Origin of the sequence: Rhizobium sp. R339 (genome assembly GCF_002211395.1) — a bacterium.
Lineage (GTDB): Bacteria > Pseudomonadota > Alphaproteobacteria > Rhizobiales > Rhizobiaceae > Rhizobium.
On sequence record NZ_LOKV01000002.1, the window covers coordinates 15,748 to 31,973 of the forward strand.

The window sequence follows — 16,226 nt, forward strand, 5'->3', positions numbered from 1 at the left end:
ATGTTTTACGAAATCCGGACCTATCGGCTGAAGAACGGCACGATCCCGCAATATCTCAAGGTGGTGGAGGAAGAGGGGATCGAGATCCAGAAGAGCCATCTCGGCGCGCTCGTCGGCTACTTCTTCTCGGAGATCGGGACGATCAACGAAATCGTCCACATCTGGGCCTTCACAAGCCTGGACGACCGGGAGGCGAGACGCCAGAGGCTTCTGGCTGATCCCCGGTGGCAGGCCTTCCTGCCCAAGATTCGCGATCTCATCGAGGTGGCGGAAAACAAGATTATGAAGCCAGCAAGCTTTTCTCCCAGGGGTGAGGCGCACTGACGGCATAAGGCATACCCGTAGGACAAACCAGAACAGGGATAAGGGAACATGAAAACGACATTTGCTTTCGCGGCGGTTGCCGCATTCGTCGCGGTCTCCGCGCCGGCCAAGGCCGAAAACATGGTCTTCTCGAGCTGGGGCGGAACGACCCAGGATGCGCAGAAGGCGGCATGGGCGAGCCCGTTCACCGAAAAGACCGGCATCACCGTCGTGCAGGACGGCCCGACCGACTACGGCAAGCTCAAGGCCATGGTCGAGGCTGGCGAAGTCACCTGGGACGTCGTCGACGTCGAAGGCGATTATGCCGCCCAGGCCGGCAAGAGCGGCCAGCTCGAAAAGCTGGACTTCTCCATCATCGACAAATCCAAGCTCGATCCGCGCTTCGTCACCGATTATTCGGTCGGCAGCTTCTATTATTCCTTCGTCATCGGCTGCAACGCCGATGCCGTCAAAGCCTGCCCGAAGACATGGGCCGACCTGTTCGACACGGCCAAGTTCCCCGGCAAGCGCACCTTCTACAAGTGGTCGGCTCCCGGCGTGATCGAAGCGGCGCTGCTTGCCGACGGCGTGCCGGCCGACAAGCTTTATCCGCTCGATCTCGACCGCGCCTTCAAGAAGCTCGATACGATCAAGTCCGATATCATCTGGTGGTCGGGCGGTGCCCAGTCGCAGCAGCTGCTGGCATCCGCCGAAGCCCCCTTCGGCAGCGTCTGGAACGGCCGCATGACGGCGCTTGCCGCGACCGGCATCAAGGTGGAAACCTCCTGGGAACAGAACATCACCGCTGCCGATGCGCTCGTCGTACCGAAGGGCTCGCCGAATGTCGAAGCTGCGATGAAGTTCATTGCGCTGGCGACTTCGGCCGAACCGCAGGCTGCCCTGGCAAAGGCCACCGGCTATGCGCCGATCAACCTCGACTCGGCCAAGCTGATGGATCCGGAAACGGCCAAGACCCTGCCGGACCAGCAGACCGCAAGCCAGGTCAATGCCGATATGAACTATTGGGCCGACAATCGCGATGCGATCGGCGAGAAGTGGTACGCCTGGCAGGCGAAATAAGCCAAATTGAGATGAGCGGGCACGGCGAAGGTCGCCGTGCCCCACCGCAGCGCCAGTGCCATTGATTTCACTTCGGCGCCCCGCGGTATTGACGGGTGGGAAGGACTGTCATGTCGACGTATAGCGATGCCTCCGGCATAGTTGCGCCCCTGCCAAAGGCGCAGAGAGCAACAGGTTTTGGCGGGGTCGTTCCGGCTCTCGCCTTTGTCGGCATTTTTTTCGTCGTGCCAGTGGCGATACTCCTGCTGCGCAGCGTACTGGAACCCGTGCCGGGGCTCGGAAACTATGCGCAGCTGATCGGCTCCGCGACCTATCTGAAGATCTTCGCCAATACCTTCATCGTCTCCGGTCTCGTCACGGCGATTTCGCTCGCGATCGGCTTTCCCGTCGCCTGGGCGCTGGCGATCATGCCCGGACGGCTAACCTCGATAATCTTTGCGATCCTGCTGCTCTCGATGTGGACCAACCTGCTGGCCCGCACCTATGCCTGGATGGTGCTGCTGCAGCGCACCGGGCTTATCAACAAGATGCTGATGGGTATGGGCCTGATCGACCAGCCGCTGGCGCTCGTCAACAATCTGACCGGCGTGACGATCGGCATGACCTATATCATGCTGCCCTTCATCATCCTGCCGCTCTATGGCGTGATCAAGAAGATCGACCCGTCGACCTTGCAGGCGGCTGCCCTTTGCGGCGCCAACCGCTGGCAGTGTCTGACGCGTGTTCTGCTGCCGCTCGCCATGCCCGGCATGGCGGCCGGCGCCCTGATGGTTTTCGTCATGTCGCTCGGCTATTTCGTGACACCGTCGCTTCTCGGCGGTACCGCCAACATGATGCTCGCCGAACTGATCGCTCAGTTCGTGCAGTCGCTGGTCAACTGGGGAATGGGCGGCGCCGCGGCGCTGGTTCTCCTGGTCGTGACGCTCTCGCTCTATGCCGTGCAGCTGCGCTTCTTCGGCAACCAGAACCCGGGAGGACGTTGATATGCTGCTCAATTTCGATCGCCTCGGCTGGTGGAAATACGTCCTTATCGGCATAACGCTTCTGACGGCAGCCTTCCTGCTGCTGCCGATCGTCTTCATCGCGGCCCTGTCCTTCGGCTCGTCGCAATGGCTGATCTTTCCGCCTCCCGGCTGGACCTTCCAGTGGTACAATGAACTCTTCGCCGATCCGCGCTGGCTGGAATCGGCTCTGACGAGCTTCAAAATCGCTGTCATCGTCACGGTCCTGTCGGTGTTGCTCGGGCTGGTGACGTCCTTCGGGCTGGTGCGCGGTTCGTTCATGTTCCGCGATGCGCTGAAAGCGCTGTTCCTGACGCCAATGATCCTGCCGGTCGTGGTTCTGGCGGTTGCCCTCTACGCCTTCTTTCTCCGCATCGGCCTTGGCGGCACGCTGACGGGCTTTGTCATTTCGCATCTGGTCCTGGCGCTGCCCTTCTCGATCCTGTCCATCTCGAGTGCGCTGGAAGGTTTCGACAAGTCGATCGAGGATGCGGCGGTGCTTTGCGGTGCCTCGCCTCTGGAAGCGAAGATCAGGGTCACGCTTCCTGCGATCAGCCACGGGCTGTTTTCGGCCGCCGTCTTCTCGTTCCTGACATCCTGGGACGAGGTGGTTGTGGCGATCTTCATGTCGAGCCCGACCCTGCAGACGCTGCCCGTAAAGGTATGGGCGACGCTCAGGCAAGACCTGACGCCTGTCGTTGCAGCCGCGTCGACCCTTCTCATCCTTTTGACGATCATCTTGATGGCGCTGGTTGCCGTCGTGCGTAAGGTACTGAAACAATGAACGATGCATTCCTTCAGATCCGCGGAATACGCAAGGAATACGGCCCTGTGGTCGCCGTCCACGACGTCAATCTCGACGTTCGCCGCGGCGAATTCCTGACCTTCCTCGGCCCCTCCGGATCCGGCAAGAGCACGACACTCTACATCCTGGCCGGCTTTGAAAACCCGACGAAAGGCGACATCACACTGGAGGGCAAGACCCTGCTCGCCACGCCGTCGCACAAGCGCAACATCGGCATGGTGTTCCAGCGCTACACGCTGTTTCCGCATCTGACGGTGGGCGAAAACATCGCCTTTCCGCTGAAGGTCCGGCGCAAGTCGAAGGCCGAGATCGACAGCAAGGTGAAGGAGATGCTGCGCCTCGTCCGGCTCGAAGGCTTCGAGGACCGCAAGCCGGCGCAAATGTCCGGCGGCCAGCAGCAGCGCGTCGCGCTCGCCAGAGCCCTTGCCTACGACCCGCCGGTGCTATTGATGGACGAACCGCTGTCGGCGCTCGACAAGAAGCTGCGCGAGGAAATCCAGCACGAGATCCGCCGCATCCACCAGCAGACCGAAGTGACGATCCTCTACGTCACGCATGATCAGGAAGAAGCGCTGCGGCTCTCCGACCGCATCGCCGTCTTCTCCAAGGGCGTCATCGACCAGATCGGCACCGGTCCTGAACTTTACGCCAATCCGAAGACCCGCTTCGTCGCCGAATTCATCGGCGACAGCGACTTCATTTCTTGTGATCTGTTGTCGTCTGCCGACGGGCAGGCCACGATTTCGCTTGGTGGCGGCACTGTCTTCAACCATATTCCGGTCCATGGAAAAGGAATATCAGGCAAGAGGGCAGCCTTGATGCTGCGGCCGGAGCGTATTCGCCTATCGCGGGCCCAGGCGGCGGGAGCCGGTCTTGCCGCGACGGTCAGCGACATCACCTTCCTCGGCAACAACATCCACGTCTCGACCGAAACGGCGAATGGCGAAGCGCTGGCGGTTCGCCTGCCGTTCGGTCACGAGGCGATCACCGGGCTCAGCCGCGGCGATGAGGTGCATCTCGAGTTCGATCCCGGTGCCGCTCACGTCTTCTGCTGAAAGTTGCCTTATGAAGCTCAATGATCCCTCGCTGTTCCGTCAGGCATGCCCGGTCGCCGATCGCTGGATCGAAGCGGAAGGCCGCCAGGCGGCGGCGATCCGCAACCCGGCGACGGGCGAGGTGCTGGGGTCAGTACCGGAACTCGGTGCCGCGGAAACGGAGGATGCCATCCGGGCAGCCGTCGTCGCCCAGAAGCTTTGGGCGAAGAAGACCGCCGGAGAACGCGCCGCCATTCTCAAGGCGTGGCACCGCCTGATGATCGAAAACCGCGACGATCTGGCGACGATCCTGACGCTGGAGCAGGGAAAACCGCTTGACGAAGCCAAGGGGGAGATCACCTACGGGGCGAGCTTCATCGAATGGTTCGCCGAAGAGGCAAGACGCATCAACGGCGACATCATACCGGGACATCAGCCGGACAAGCGCATCCTCGTGCTGCGCCAGCCCGCAGGTGTGGTGGCGGCGATCACGCCCTGGAACTTTCCGAACGCGATGATCACGCGCAAGGTCGGGCCGGCACTTGCGGCGGGCTGCGCCGTCGTTCTCAAGGCGGCGCCGCAGACGCCGTTCTCTGCCATCGCGCTTGCGGTTCTCGCCGAACGAGCCGGCCTGCCGGCGGGTCTTCTCAGCATCGTCACCGGTGATGCGGCCGCCATCGGCGGCGTTCTGACCGCAAGCCGCGATATCCGGGTCCTGACCTTTACCGGCTCCACGCGGACCGGCGAGCTGCTATACCGGCAGTGCGCGCCGACGATCAAGAAGCTCGGCCTCGAGCTTGGCGGCAACGCGCCTTTCATCGTGTTCGACGACGCCGATCTCGATGCCGCGGTCGAAGGCGCGATCATCGCCAAGTTCCGCAACAATGGCCAAACCTGCGTCTGCGCCAACCGGCTTTATGTCCAGGACGGCGTCTATGAGGCGTTCGCCGCCAAGCTCGCCGAGGCCGTTTCGGCGCTGAAGGTCGGCAATGGCCTGGAGCGTGATGTCGTGCTTGGCCCGCTCATCGATGAAAACGCTGTCGCCAAGATAGAGGCCCATGTCAGCGATGCCGTCGCAAAGGGCGCGAGGATCATGTCAGGGGGCAAACGCCATGCGCTCGGCGGCCTTTTCTTCGAGCCGACCGTTCTGCGCGACGTCAGCGCCGGCATGCAGGTCGCCCGCGAGGAAACCTTCGGGCCTCTCGCGCCGCTCTTTCGTTTCCGCGACGAGCAGGATGTCATCGAACAGGCGAACGACACCGAGTTCGGTCTTGCCTCCTATTTCTATGCGCGTGATCTCTCGCGGGTATTCCGCGTGGCCGAAGCGCTCGAATATGGGATGGTCGGCGTCAATACCGGCCTCGTCTCCACCGCCGAGGCGCCGTTCGGCGGCGTGAAGATGTCGGGCCTCGGCCGCGAAGGCTCCAGGCACGGCTTGGACGAATATACCGAAATCAAATATGTGTGCCTCGGCGGCATTGCCTGACCTGGTTGATGCTTGCGCTTTGCGCGCCTGTGCTTTCACTCGATACTTCGTCTTCCATGATCTGCAGTGACAAGTTGCCGATCCGGGGTGCGTTCGTACACGAACCATTGCGGATTTTCGGCATTGGACGATGCAGGTCGCGAGTTGCTTGCAAGGTGTTCATCGGGATCATTTAGATTAGATCTGTGGCGCGCTTCTGTGAAATTGGCTGCGATAGAATGAAATCCTGCCGCCACGTGAAATATATGTCACCGATGATATGCTGAAACCAGCAACACCGATCCCAGCAACCAAATCGGCGACGTAGTGGCCGCCTTCTGTGATAGCGGCCAGCAGCATCAGCGAATTTAAGAAAATCATAGGAAGTCTTGTCCATCGCACTGTCCATGCACCCCAAATGCACAGTATTGCTACCGCCGCGTGGACAGACGGAAACGAGATGATGCCACTTACATGCTCCAATTGCAGGACAAAATTAGGATCATTTCTGACGGCGAGTATTTGCGGGACGTATTCGACGCCGAGTATGCCGTTGATGTTTTTGAGGTCGCCAGGCCGCAGGGAAAAATCAGTGTAGGTTCCGAGCGCTGGATACCAAATGGTGATGATACTCGCGATGACGCAAATGAGCCCGTAAGTCCCGACGACCTGATAGGCGCGAGACTGATGACCGCAGAGGCTTAGCAGAACCGGAAGGAATAGAAGCTGATAGTGGAAAGCTTGATATGAAAACATCAGTGACTTTGAGAGGAGTGGATGTGCATCAAAGAATGAAATCATGCTCAACCAGTCGATGCCGAGATTTCGATCTAGCTGCAGAAGCTGTTGATCCTGCAAAGGCATGTTCAGAGCGAAAGCAACGTAGGTGGAGATAACCAGCGGGCTCGTCAGCAACAGCCCAAGACCAGTGCATTCAACAATGCAGATCAGTGACGGAATTTTACGCCAATGGCAGAGGAGCCCGAATCCCAAAAGAAAAATCATTGCGGCCGTGCTGAGCTGCGTGAAGCCTCTTGGATCCACTGACAGGCCAACGAGCCAAGTCAAGATCGGAACAACGGCGTAGGTACATCCGGTAAGGCCTATCAGAAAGGTTCGCGCTCTGGATGTCCGGTCATTTTACAACCCCTCAACGTTTCTGTGACCTCGTTACCAATCACAAGTTAAGGTTTAGTGGAGCTTTTTGCCGCCATTTATTCTGATCGTGGATATGGGATCATTACGCTTTGACCGATCTGTAGCTCTAGATTGCAGACTTGCTGAGGCTGCGTCGAGGCGTTAGCGTCGAATGAAGAAAATTCTCGGACGCTTTGCGACTTGCCGTATCGCCTGGACCTTGAATGTAAGGAAAACTTACATTACTTTTACGTTGATTGAGACAGGAGATTTTCCATGCCTTCCCTGGCCGTCACAATGAAAGGGCAAATCACGCTGAGACGGGATTTGCTGACGCACCTTGGTGTCAAACCGGGTGAACGAATCGAATTCGACAAGCTTCCTGGAGGTGAGCTACGGGTAAAGGCTGCTCGTCCAGCGGGGACGATCGACGATTTTATCGGTCGGCATGCTGGCAAGATGAAAAAGCCGTTGACCATCGAAGAAATGAACGAAATCGCGGCCTCTGGTTGGGCCGGCGAGGAATGAAAGTCTCGGTGGATACCAATATTCTTGCTCGGGCAGTCCTGCAGGACGATGTCGAGCAGGGGAAGGCTGCGGCAAAGCTCCTCACGGAAGCATCGCTGATCGCAGTTTCCCTGCCGAGCCTATGTGAACTTGTCTGGATCCTGCGTCGAGGAGCCAAGCTATCAAAGGAAGATGTCTCACAAACGCTCCACGATCTGCTCAATGCGGGCAACGTGGCAATGAACCGCCCCGCGGTCGAAGCAGGACTAGCCATGTTGGAAGCGGGTGGCGATTTCGCAGATGGCGTGATTGCCCATGAAGGAGCATGGCTTGGCGGCGAGAGCTTCGTTTCTTTCGACAAACAGGCAGTCGAACTGATGATCCGCCAAGGCCAGCCTGCGCGTCTTCTCGCCTGACGATCCGCCTCTGAATTTGGCAGTGGCGCCGGCTTCGGTATTCAGTAGGTGCCTCTTCCCCGCTGTTGGGACCTTGCCGTGCGGAGTCACTGGCGGTTCCGCGTGCTATTTGCCCTTCCACGGATTGACGATCTGAAGATTGATCCCCGTGAAATCGGAGACATTGCGTGTTGCGAGCGAAGCACCACGCGAAATGGCGATGGCGGCGATCTGGGCATCGAATTGACTGATCGGCCGACCCACCTTGCGACGGTCGGTAGCGATCGTCGCATAGACGTTCGAAGCCTCGCGATCGAATGGCAGGACGCGCCCGCCGAAATCTTCGGTGAATATCGGCAAAATCACTGCCTCCAGATCGCGGCGGCCCCGCCCCCTCGGGAAGCAGACGAAGGCCATAGAGAATCTCCAGCTCCGCCTCCGCTGCCGCGGTCGTGAAGACGGAAGAAGGATGCTGCTTTGCGACCCAGTCGAGAACGGCCGCATTCGGAGCGGGCGCCAGCAGTTCTGAAATGACATTGGTATCGAGAACGATCACGCGGCGAAGTCCGGAGGCTCGCGAATTGGCTCTCGGGGCGGAATGTCGAGTTCGATGCCGCCGACCGAGAGCAGGCGCGTGCGAATGGCATCTGCGAGATTGCGGGCCGTCGGCTCGCTGGCCGCAAGCGCTGTCCGCAAAATATCCCGTGCCTCATCCTCCATGGAGCGTCCGTGGGTTGCGGCGCGTATGCGCAGCCGCTGCTTCAACCCTTCGTCCAGATTGCGGATGGTCATGCTGGCCATTTCGTTCTCCATTCAGCAATGATTGCATATTAATCATTGATTGCAGATTTCCACGGCGAGGCCATCGGCGGTACGCTGTTTCAGAACCGATGCTCCGCACCCTCGACCGGATTTGCCCAGACCGTCATGCCGGGTGCAAACGGCGTGTCGCCGTCGGTGCGCACGACCATTTCACCGAGATCGGCGACGTCGAGATAGAGGATCGCGTCGGCGCCGAGGCGTTCCACGTGCCGGATCGTGCCATGCCACTGTCCGGCGTCTGCCGAAAGGCGGATATGTTCCGGACGGATGCCGTAGGTCGTGCAGCCCAATTGCCGTGCTGTCTCGCCGCCATAGAGGTTCATCTTCGGGCTGCCGATGAAGCCGGCGACGAAGGGGGTGGCGGGGTTGCGGTAGAGCTCCATCGGGCTGCCGATCTGCTCGACCGCGCCGCCGTTCAAGACGACGATCTTGTCCGCCATCGTCATCGCCTCCACCTGGTCGTGGGTCACATAAATCATCGTCGATTTCAGACGGGCGTGGAGATCGGAAATCTCCAGGCGCATCTGGGCTCGGAGCGAGGCGTCCAGATTGGAGAGCGGCTCGTCGAACAGGAAGACCTTGGGATCGCGAACGATCGCCCGGCCGATGGCGACGCGCTGCCTCTGGCCGCCGGAGAGCGCTTTCGGCTTTCGCTGCAACAGGTGGGTGAGCTGCAGCGTTTCCGCCGCCGCCGCGACCTTGGCTGTGATTTCCGCCTTCGGACGGCGGGCGAGTGATAGGCCGAAGCCGATATTTTCCGCCACCGTCATATGCGGATAGAGCGCGTAGCTCTGGAACACCATGGCGATGCCGCGTTCGGAGGGTTCGGCGTGGGTCACGTCCTTGCCGCCGATGGTCAACAGGCCTGACGTCGTCTCTTCCAGTCCGGCGATGATGCGCAGCAGTGTCGATTTTCCGCATCCTGACGGGCCGACGAACACCACGAATTCGCCGGAGACCACCTCCAGATCGATCCCCTTGATGACCTCGAGGGCGCCGAAGCTCTTGCGAACCTGTTTGAGAGTGAGCTCGGCCATTCTGCTACCCTTTGACTGCGCCAGCCGTCATGCCCGCGACGATCTGCCGGTTGAAGAAGATGAAGACGATCAGCGGCGGGATCGTCACGAGGAGGATGTTCATGAAGAGGAGGTTGTACTGGCTGGTATACATGCTCTGGAAATTATAGAGCGTCAGCTGCACCGTGACGTTCTCCTTGCCGGGAAGGTAATAGAGCGGGTTGGTGAAATCGTTGAAGATCGCGATCGACTGCACGACGATGTTGGTGACGGTCACCGGTTTCAGCAGCGGCAGGATCACCCGGAAGAAGATCTGCCGGGGCTTTGCGCCGTCGATCAGCGCCGCCTCGTCGAGATCGCGCGGGATGGTCGAGATGAAGGACCGGTAGAGCAATGTCGAGAAGGAGAGATTATAGGCGACCTGGATCAGGATCATCCCGGTCATGGTCTTGAAGAGGCCGATCTCCTGCAGCAGGCCGATCGTCGGAACCACGGCAGGCGGCATCATCAGGCCCATGAAGAGGGCAACGGATGCGACCTTGTTCCAGGCAGTCCTGCGGCGCTGCATCACATAGCCCACCATCGCCGACAGCAGGATGAGGATCGTGACGGAGGCGACGGTGATCAGCGTCGAATTGAAATAGGCGAGCACAAGCTGGTAATCGCGCGCCTTGAAGACGGCCACGAGATTGTCCCAGAACAGCCATTGGCCGGGCAATTCGAAATCGAGGCGGGAGGCTTCCGATTTCGATTTGACCGCCTGGAGAGCGACGAAGACGAAAGGCATGACGAAGATGACCGCCGCGACGGCAAGCGATATGGCGCCGGTCACATAGGGACGGATGCTTCTCATTCTTCGACCTCTCGCCGGTTGAACCATAGGGTAAGCGGCAGGATGATTGCGGCAATCAGCGCGAACAGGATGACGTTGCCGGCCGTCGACAGGCCGTAGAAGCCTGCCTGATACTGCTTGTAGATGACCGAGGCGATCACGTCGGAGGAGAAACCAGGCCCGCCGCGGGTCATTGCCCAAATCAGGTCGAAGGAGCGAAGGCCGCCGATCAGCGACAATGTCACCACCGTGATGGTAGCTGGGCGCACAAGCGGCAGGGTGACCCGGAAAAATTGCTGCAGGCGCGTGGCTCCGTCGATTCTCGCAGCCTCGTAATAATCGGGGCTGATGGCGGCGAGACCGGCGATGAAGATGAGGGTGGCGAGGCCGACACCCTTCCACAGATCGACCAGGGCCACCGAAAAAAGGGCGAGCGCCGGGTCAGTGAGCCATCCCGGCCCGGGAATGCCGAGCGCCTCGAGCGTAACGTTGATGATACCCTTGGTCGGATGCATCATCACGGTGAAGGTGATACCGATGCCGATCGTCGAGACGAGGACGGGAAAGAAGACCAGCGTGCGCAGGAAACCGCGGGCGAAGATATTGCCGGTCAGGAGCACGGCGAGCAGCAGCCCGCAGACCGTCTTCAGACACGACGTCGTCACGGCATAGATCAGCGTGTTGACGAGCCCCTGGATCAAGAAGGGTTCGGAAAAGAACTGACGGAAATTTTCGAGACCGATGAATTCGGCCGTCGACAGATCCCATCGTGTCAGGCTGAACCAAAGGGACGATATCGTGGGAACGAGAAACAGCACGCCATAAATGACGGCGGCGGGAATGAAAAACCACAACGGATAGGGCGATTTGCGCGCGGGGCGGCGTGTCTCGATCATAGCTCCCTCTTCCATCGGGTGAAGCCTCGCCCTTTGCGGGCGAGGCTGACTGGCCCGAAAGACCGCTCTACCAGTTCGGCAGCCCGAGCTGCTTGGCCTGCTTGCGCACATCCTCGTCATAGAGTTTCGCCGCGTCGGCAGGCTGACGAATGCCGGAGCCGACTTCGACGGTGATCTGCTCGAGCGCCGGCCCCTTGACGGGAGAGACGAACTCCAGCGCCGGTGTCGTCTTGTCCTTGGCCTCGAAATAGGGAAGCATGTCCTTGATTGCAGGCGGCACGTCCGCCGGCAGGTCGCAGCCGTCGACCAGGGAAGGCCCTTGGACGGCGTTGGTGTCCACCATCACCTTGCAGCCCTCGACGCTTCCGGCGAAATCGACGAATTTCTTCGCTTCCTCGGCATGCTGGCTGCTGGCCGGAATATAAAGGCCCGGCGGCATCCAGACCGTCAGCCCGTTCGTCGCCGCATCGTCGCTCGGCTGAGCGAAGAAACCGACATCGCCCAGATTGTCGGGATAATTCTGCTTGAGTGCGCCGACGGCGAAGCTCAGCATCGGATAATGCGCCGCCTCGCCGGTCGCCACCATTCTCAAGCCGTCGTCATAGCTTGCCGCGCCGAAGTCCTCGTTCATCAGGCCTGCGTCGTGAACGTCCTTCAGCCGTTCGAAGCCCTTCATCGCCGCCGGTGTTTCGGCATACTTCGCCTTGTTGGCGGTATAGTCGGCGGCGAAGTTCGGCACGGCGGCATGCAGATTGTAGTAATCGGCGAGAACGAAGAGCTGCGAAGTCCAGGTATCGCGATAGGTCTGCGCCACGGCGACCTTTCCCGATGCCTTGACCTTGGCGTTGTTGGCCATGAAGTCCGCCCATGTCTTCGGAACGGACAGACCGAGGTCCTGGTAGATCTTCCTGTTATAGAGGATCCCGCCCGCCATCGCCGTGCCGAAGGGAACGCCGTAGAACTTGCCGTCGGCGCTGACGACCGCCTTGAAGCTTTCGTCCACTTTGGCCTGTGACGGCAGGCTGCTCAAATCGACAAGCGTCTGCGTGGGCTTCAGCGCCTGCAGGAGCGAGCCGGAATTATAGAGGAACACGTCGGACATTTCGCCGGTCGCCAGGCGCGTCTTGACGATGTTGTCGCCCTCACCGCCGCCCGGCCGCTGCTCGATCTCGATCGTCACGTCGGGCGCCTTGCTCTGGTAGGCGGCGACCAGGGCCTCGGCCGCCGCGACCGTGTCGGGGTTATTGTCGATCAGGAAAGACAGCGTGGTTTCCGCCTGCGACGGGCCGGCCGCGGCCAAGGCCAGAAGCGCCGACGCGCCCCAAAGAATGCGCTTTATCCGATGTGTCATGACGTTCCTCCTCTGAACGGTGTGACCTTTATGCTCCTCAATGATCGGGTAGAGAAAAAACCAGCTGGTGCGTCCCCGGCGAAAGAACGGCCTCCCCGGTGACGGGCTTGCCGTCGAGCGACGGGTTCTTGTGCCGCCGTCCGGGCCGGAAGCGGCCGACGCAGCCCTCCGGAAGCGTCAGCACATAGGTGACCTCGTTGCCGGTGCAGCGCCAGCCCGCCTCGATGCGTCCCTGGCTGACATCGTGATAGGCTGAAACATGCGAAAGCGACGGGATCGGCGCGGGATCGACGATGACCTCGGCAAATCCCGGCGCATCCGGGCTCGGTGAAATGCCGGCGACGCATTCGAACAGCCACTGGCAGACCGCGCCATAGGCGTAGTGATTGTAGCTGTTCATGTCGGGCTCGTAGATGGTGCCGTCAGGCGCCATGGAATCCCAGCGCTCCCAGATGGTCGTCGCTCCCTTCGAAACCTGGTAGAGCCAGCCCGGCACGTCCTCCTGCAGGAAGACCTTTTCGGCAAGGTCGTCCATGCCGAGCTTTGTCAACGCCGGCAGGAGGGCAGGGGTGCCGATGAAGCCGGTGCCGATCTTGTAGTCGGCATCGATGATCACCTGCCGGAAATGCTGCCGGGCCGCCTGATCATGCTCGGCCGGTATCAGGTCGTGGAGGAACGCCAGCGCATAGGAGGTCTGGTCGTTATGAGCGAGCCGTCCCGCCGGCGTGATGAACTCGTTGGCGAAAGCCTGCCGGATTTCTCCGGCGCGCCGCTTCATCTGCTCTCCTAGCGTGTCTTCGCCGAGAACGGCGGCGATCTTTGCGAGAAGGTCTGTCGAGATGAAGTGATAAAGGGTGGCGGCGCAATCGTCGGCGATCGTCGGGCGCGGCTTCCTGTTGTCGCCGACCGGCTGCAGCCAGTCGCCGAAAGTGAAGCCGCGCGCACCCCAATGCGACGGCGGACGCACGATCGGGCCATCCGAGATGGACCAGACGAAATCCACCCAGCGCACCATGGAATCGAGGCACTCCGAAAGAGCGGCCCGATCGCCGTAATGGGTATAGAGCACCCAGGGGATGACGACGATCGCGTCGCCCCATCCGGTCGAGCCGGCATAGCCGGGGAAGTCGGCGGGGTGCAGACGCGTCGGGTCCGGCGAGAAATGTGAGACGGCTCCGTCCTCGCGCTGGTCGGCCATCACGTCGCGCAGATACTTCCTGAAGAAGGACTGGCTGTCGCTCAGCCAGCACGCGGTTGCGGCAAAGACCTGGGCGTCGCCCGTCCAGCCCAGGCGTTCGTCGCGCTGCGGGCAATCTGTGGGCACTTCGACGAAATTGGCGCGCTGCGACCAGATGGTGTTCTGCACGAGGCGATTGACGAGAAAGTTGCCCGAGGTGAAGCCGCCGGCGGGTTCCGGCACCGACGAGATTGGGATCGATGCGATTTCGAGGATCTCGGCGTTTCCTGTGATCGTCACTCTGGCATAGCGGAAGCCGTGGAAGGTGAAATGCGGCGCATAGGTTTCCTCGCCGTCTCCGCGCAGCGTGTAGAGCGTGTGCGCTGCGGCCGCACGATAGTTGCGATTGTCGAAATGGCGATCGGGACCGAGGACTTCCGAATGCTCCACCCGCACTTCGGTGCCGCCCGTGCCGCGGACCGTGTATCTGACGTAGCCGCCGACATTCTGGCCGAAGTCATAGATCGTCGTGCCTTCCTCATCGGTCCAGCTGTCGACCGGGGCGAGCGGCTGCAACTCCCGCACCGCCGCAGTCTCATGGGCGACGAGCAGCCCCTTGTCGAAAGGCAGCCTCTCGGTCCCGTGCGTTTCCCTAAGCGTTTCCCGGAGGGCGTCATAGATCTCGCCGAAATAGATCCCCGACTTCAGAATGGGCAGAAGGCCGCTGCGCCAGCTCGTATCGGTGGACAGAATGGTGCCGCCCGGCGCGACCAGATCGGCAATGGCGCCAATCCTCTCGCCCCAGCAGTTCGGGATCGCTTTGGCGCCCCACATGATGGGCGACCGATACCATCCATCGGCGAGCCAGATCTCGATCCGGTTGAGGCCTGATTTGAGCAGGCTCGACACATCGTATCGCTGATAGGCGATGCGATCGTCATAATTCGTCCAGCCGGGCGTCAAAAGATCGGTGCCGACGCGCTCGCCGTTGATGAAGCAGCGGTAGAGGCCGAGCGCGGAAATGAAGAGTTCGGCCGGACCGCTGGCGCCATCGTGCTCGAAGGTTCTGGAGACGAAGCTTGCCTGCGTTCCCTGGCCGCCGTCCGACAGCGGCGCGATCATGTCCCCCGACCAGGCGCGCGAAACGAGATCGCCGTTGATGGCTGCCGGCTGAAAGTTCATCAAGTCCTCCCATAGAATGTAGAACGTTCTCCATATAACGTTCTACATTTTTTTCGGGAGCGCAATAGAAATTTCGCCGCCACTCTGCCATGTTGTTTTTGCGGGCGATTGTGACGGCCCGCAGGGCAGCCCAGAGATTTCATGTCGATCGAAGACAAACAAAGACTGCAACGAAATGATCGCGTGACGATCCGGACAGTGGCAAAGCACGCAGGCGTCTCGGTCGCCGCAGTTTCTAAGGTGATGCGAAATGCCTACGGCGTCAGCGAAGCGCTGCGCGCCAAGGTGACCGGCGCCATCGAAGAGCTCGGCTATCGCCCTTCGCGGGCCGCACGCGGCCTGCGCGGCCGCAGCTTCACCATCGGCGTGCTGCTGATCGACATCCGCAATCCCTTCCTGCCGGAGGTGATTGCCGGCGTGAACGGCGTGCTGGCGCCGTCGCATTATCAGGCGATGATCGGCGTCAGCGATGCGCGCGTGCAGCTGGAGACCTCGTTGATCGAGTCGATGATCGACTACAAGATGGATGGCCTGATCCTCGTTGCCCCGCGCTTGCCCTCCGAGATCATCGCCAATTTCGCGTCACAGATACCGATCGTCGCCGTCGGCTACCACGATGCCGGCGCCACCGCCTTCGATACCGTCAATGCCGACGACCAGCGCGGGGCGGAGATCGCAGTCGAGGCGCTGCTTGGCTGCGGCTACCGCGATATCGAAATGCTCAGTCTCGGCGAGCGTGAGGGACATCAGGTCTCCGTCGTTCGCCAGCGGGAGATCGGCTTCCGCCGGGCAATGCAGCGCGCCGGGCTCGGCTCGTCTGCCTCGATCAGCAAAATCCCCATCGCCCCGCCAAAGCGGGAGGAAACGATGCGCAAGTTCCTGTCGAGAAAGAACAGGCCGCGCGCCGTGTTCTGCTGGAGCGATCTCGACGCGATCACGCTTTTGAGCCTGGCGATGGAGATGGGCGTGCGCGTGCCGGAAGACCTCGCCGTCATCGGCTACGACAATTCCTCGACCGCAGCGCTCGGCCTCGTCAATCTCGCAAGCATCGATCAGTCGGGCAGGGAGCTCGGCCAGGTCGCCACCCGGACATTGATTTCCAGAATAGAGGGCCGCACCAGCGCGGAGCATATTTTCCAGATACCGTCGCTGGTCAGCCGTGGCAGCCTCATCCGTTCCGGCAACGCCAAAGGCGTTTAGCGGGTGAGGAAGGACCGGCAGCT

16 protein-coding genes and 1 pseudogene are annotated in these 16,226 nt (G+C 60.8%); 9 read left to right on the top strand and 8 right to left on the bottom strand.

What is annotated here, in order from left to right; translation table 11 throughout:
- The 6 genes from ATY76_RS05635 (at window position 1) to ATY76_RS05660 (ending at window position 5,709) form a co-directional block, all read left to right on the top strand.
- Window positions 1-324, top strand: coding sequence for an NIPSNAP family protein (locus ATY76_RS05635; RefSeq protein ID WP_088673801.1), 324 nt, complete (start codon window positions 1-3; stop codon window positions 322-324).
- A gap of 48 nt (window positions 325-372) precedes the next feature.
- Window positions 373-1,383: an ABC transporter substrate-binding protein gene (locus ATY76_RS05640; protein WP_088673802.1), complete on the top strand. Its 1,011-nt coding sequence runs from the start codon at window positions 373-375 to the stop codon at window positions 1,381-1,383.
- Window positions 1,384-1,493: 110 nt separating this feature from the next.
- Window positions 1,494-2,366 carry an ABC transporter permease gene (locus ATY76_RS05645; RefSeq protein WP_088673803.1) on the top strand — a complete coding sequence of 291 codons (873 nt, stop codon included), beginning with the start codon at window positions 1,494-1,496 and terminating at the stop codon, window positions 2,364-2,366.
- Window position 2,367: 1 nt separating this feature from the next.
- Window positions 2,368-3,168: an ABC transporter permease gene (locus ATY76_RS05650; protein WP_088673804.1), complete on the top strand. Its 801-nt coding sequence runs from the start codon at window positions 2,368-2,370 to the stop codon at window positions 3,166-3,168.
- Complete coding sequence (locus ATY76_RS05655; RefSeq protein WP_088673805.1) at window positions 3,165-4,244, top strand: ABC transporter ATP-binding protein; 1,080 nt, start codon at window positions 3,165-3,167, stop codon at window positions 4,242-4,244. Before ATY76_RS05650 ends, ATY76_RS05655 begins: the two co-directional genes overlap by 4 nt.
- A 10-nt stretch (window positions 4,245-4,254) precedes the next feature.
- Window positions 4,255-5,709 (top strand): NAD-dependent succinate-semialdehyde dehydrogenase, encoded by a 1,455-nt coding sequence (locus ATY76_RS05660; RefSeq protein WP_088673806.1) that lies wholly within the window; start codon window positions 4,255-4,257, stop codon window positions 5,707-5,709.
- A 177-nt stretch (window positions 5,710-5,886) separates the two neighbouring features.
- On the opposite strand, the gene ATY76_RS05665 is transcribed toward ATY76_RS05660, so the two are convergent.
- Entirely contained in the window at window positions 5,887-6,693 is an 807-nt protein-coding gene (locus tag ATY76_RS05665) for a phosphatase PAP2 family protein (protein ID WP_245309740.1), read from the bottom strand.
- A 408-nt stretch (window positions 6,694-7,101) separates the two neighbouring features.
- On the opposite strand from ATY76_RS05665, the gene ATY76_RS05670 reads away from it, so the two are divergent.
- Window positions 7,102-7,353: an AbrB/MazE/SpoVT family DNA-binding domain-containing protein gene (locus ATY76_RS05670; RefSeq protein WP_029873485.1), complete on the top strand. Its 252-nt coding sequence runs from the start codon at window positions 7,102-7,104 to the stop codon at window positions 7,351-7,353.
- On the top strand, window positions 7,350-7,748 hold the full coding sequence (locus tag ATY76_RS05675) for a type II toxin-antitoxin system VapC family toxin (RefSeq protein ID WP_088673808.1): 399 nt from the start codon (window positions 7,350-7,352) through the stop codon (window positions 7,746-7,748). The genes ATY76_RS05670 and ATY76_RS05675 overlap by 4 nt, the downstream gene beginning before the upstream one ends.
- A 105-nt stretch (window positions 7,749-7,853) precedes the next feature.
- Here ATY76_RS05675 and ATY76_RS05680 read toward each other — a convergent pair.
- The 7 genes and pseudogenes from ATY76_RS05680 to ATY76_RS05710 form a co-directional block, all read right to left on the bottom strand.
- Window positions 7,854-8,283 (bottom strand): annotated as a pseudogene (locus ATY76_RS05680) (type II toxin-antitoxin system VapC family toxin).
- On the bottom strand, window positions 8,280-8,528 hold the full coding sequence (locus tag ATY76_RS05685) for a plasmid stabilization protein (protein WP_088673992.1): 249 nt from the start codon (window positions 8,526-8,528) through the stop codon (window positions 8,280-8,282). The pseudogene ATY76_RS05680 and the gene ATY76_RS05685 overlap by 4 nt, the downstream one beginning before the upstream one ends.
- Before the next feature lie 80 nt (window positions 8,529-8,608).
- Entirely contained in the window at window positions 8,609-9,586 is a 978-nt protein-coding gene (gene ugpC / locus ATY76_RS05690; RefSeq protein WP_088673809.1) for a sn-glycerol-3-phosphate ABC transporter ATP-binding protein UgpC, read from the bottom strand.
- A 4-nt stretch (window positions 9,587-9,590) separates the two neighbouring features.
- On the bottom strand, window positions 9,591-10,418 hold the full coding sequence (locus tag ATY76_RS05695) for a carbohydrate ABC transporter permease (protein WP_088673810.1): 828 nt from the start codon (window positions 10,416-10,418) through the stop codon (window positions 9,591-9,593).
- Window positions 10,415-11,293: a sugar ABC transporter permease gene (locus ATY76_RS05700; RefSeq protein WP_088673811.1), complete on the bottom strand. Its 879-nt coding sequence runs from the start codon at window positions 11,291-11,293 to the stop codon at window positions 10,415-10,417. Before ATY76_RS05700 ends, ATY76_RS05695 begins: the two co-directional genes overlap by 4 nt.
- 67 nt (window positions 11,294-11,360) lie before the next feature.
- A complete protein-coding gene (locus tag ATY76_RS05705; RefSeq protein ID WP_088673812.1) occupies window positions 11,361-12,644 on the bottom strand; it encodes an extracellular solute-binding protein in 1,284 nt (427 codons plus the stop codon).
- Window positions 12,645-12,681: 37 nt separating this feature from the next.
- Window positions 12,682-15,003 (bottom strand): alpha-L-rhamnosidase, encoded by a 2,322-nt coding sequence (locus ATY76_RS05710; RefSeq protein ID WP_088673813.1) that lies wholly within the window; start codon window positions 15,001-15,003, stop codon window positions 12,682-12,684.
- A 141-nt stretch (window positions 15,004-15,144) separates the two neighbouring features.
- Here ATY76_RS05710 and ATY76_RS05715 point away from each other — a divergent pair, with 141 nt between their 5' ends.
- Entirely contained in the window at window positions 15,145-16,203 is a 1,059-nt protein-coding gene (locus tag ATY76_RS05715) for a LacI family DNA-binding transcriptional regulator (protein ID WP_088673814.1), read from the top strand.
- Window positions 16,204-16,226 lie beyond the last annotated feature (23 nt).

Bases quoted from the DNA above. Each gene is read 5' to 3' on its own strand.
- ATY76_RS05705 (WP_088673812.1), bottom strand. From the start codon at position 12,644: ATGACACATCGGATAAAGCGCATTCTTTGGGGCGCGTCGGCGCTTCTG.
- ATY76_RS05715 (WP_088673814.1), top strand. From the start codon at position 15,145: ATGTCGATCGAAGACAAACAAAGACTGCAACGAAATGATCGCGTGACG.
- ATY76_RS05670 (WP_029873485.1), top strand. From the start codon at position 7,102: ATGCCTTCCCTGGCCGTCACAATGAAAGGGCAAATCACGCTGAGACGG.
- ATY76_RS05635 (WP_088673801.1), top strand. From the start codon at position 1: ATGTTTTACGAAATCCGGACCTATCGGCTGAAGAACGGCACGATCCCG.
- ATY76_RS05675 (WP_088673808.1), top strand. From the start codon at position 7,350: ATGAAAGTCTCGGTGGATACCAATATTCTTGCTCGGGCAGTCCTGCAG.
- ATY76_RS05655 (WP_088673805.1), top strand. From the start codon at position 3,165: ATGAACGATGCATTCCTTCAGATCCGCGGAATACGCAAGGAATACGGC.
- ATY76_RS05640 (WP_088673802.1), top strand. From the start codon at position 373: ATGAAAACGACATTTGCTTTCGCGGCGGTTGCCGCATTCGTCGCGGTC.
- ATY76_RS05650 (WP_088673804.1), top strand. From the start codon at position 2,368: ATGCTGCTCAATTTCGATCGCCTCGGCTGGTGGAAATACGTCCTTATC.
- ATY76_RS05660 (WP_088673806.1), top strand. From the start codon at position 4,255: ATGAAGCTCAATGATCCCTCGCTGTTCCGTCAGGCATGCCCGGTCGCC.
- ugpC (WP_088673809.1), bottom strand. From the start codon at position 9,586: ATGGCCGAGCTCACTCTCAAACAGGTTCGCAAGAGCTTCGGCGCCCTC.
- ATY76_RS05710 (WP_088673813.1), bottom strand. From the start codon at position 15,003: ATGAACTTTCAGCCGGCAGCCATCAACGGCGATCTCGTTTCGCGCGCC.
- ATY76_RS05665 (WP_245309740.1), bottom strand. From the start codon at position 6,693: ATGATTTTTCTTTTGGGATTCGGGCTCCTCTGCCATTGGCGTAAAATT.
- ATY76_RS05695 (WP_088673810.1), bottom strand. From the start codon at position 10,418: ATGAGAAGCATCCGTCCCTATGTGACCGGCGCCATATCGCTTGCCGTC.
- ATY76_RS05645 (WP_088673803.1), top strand. From the start codon at position 1,494: ATGTCGACGTATAGCGATGCCTCCGGCATAGTTGCGCCCCTGCCAAAG.
- ATY76_RS05700 (WP_088673811.1), bottom strand. From the start codon at position 11,293: ATGATCGAGACACGCCGCCCCGCGCGCAAATCGCCCTATCCGTTGTGG.
- ATY76_RS05685 (WP_088673992.1), bottom strand. From the start codon at position 8,528: ATGGCCAGCATGACCATCCGCAATCTGGACGAAGGGTTGAAGCAGCGG.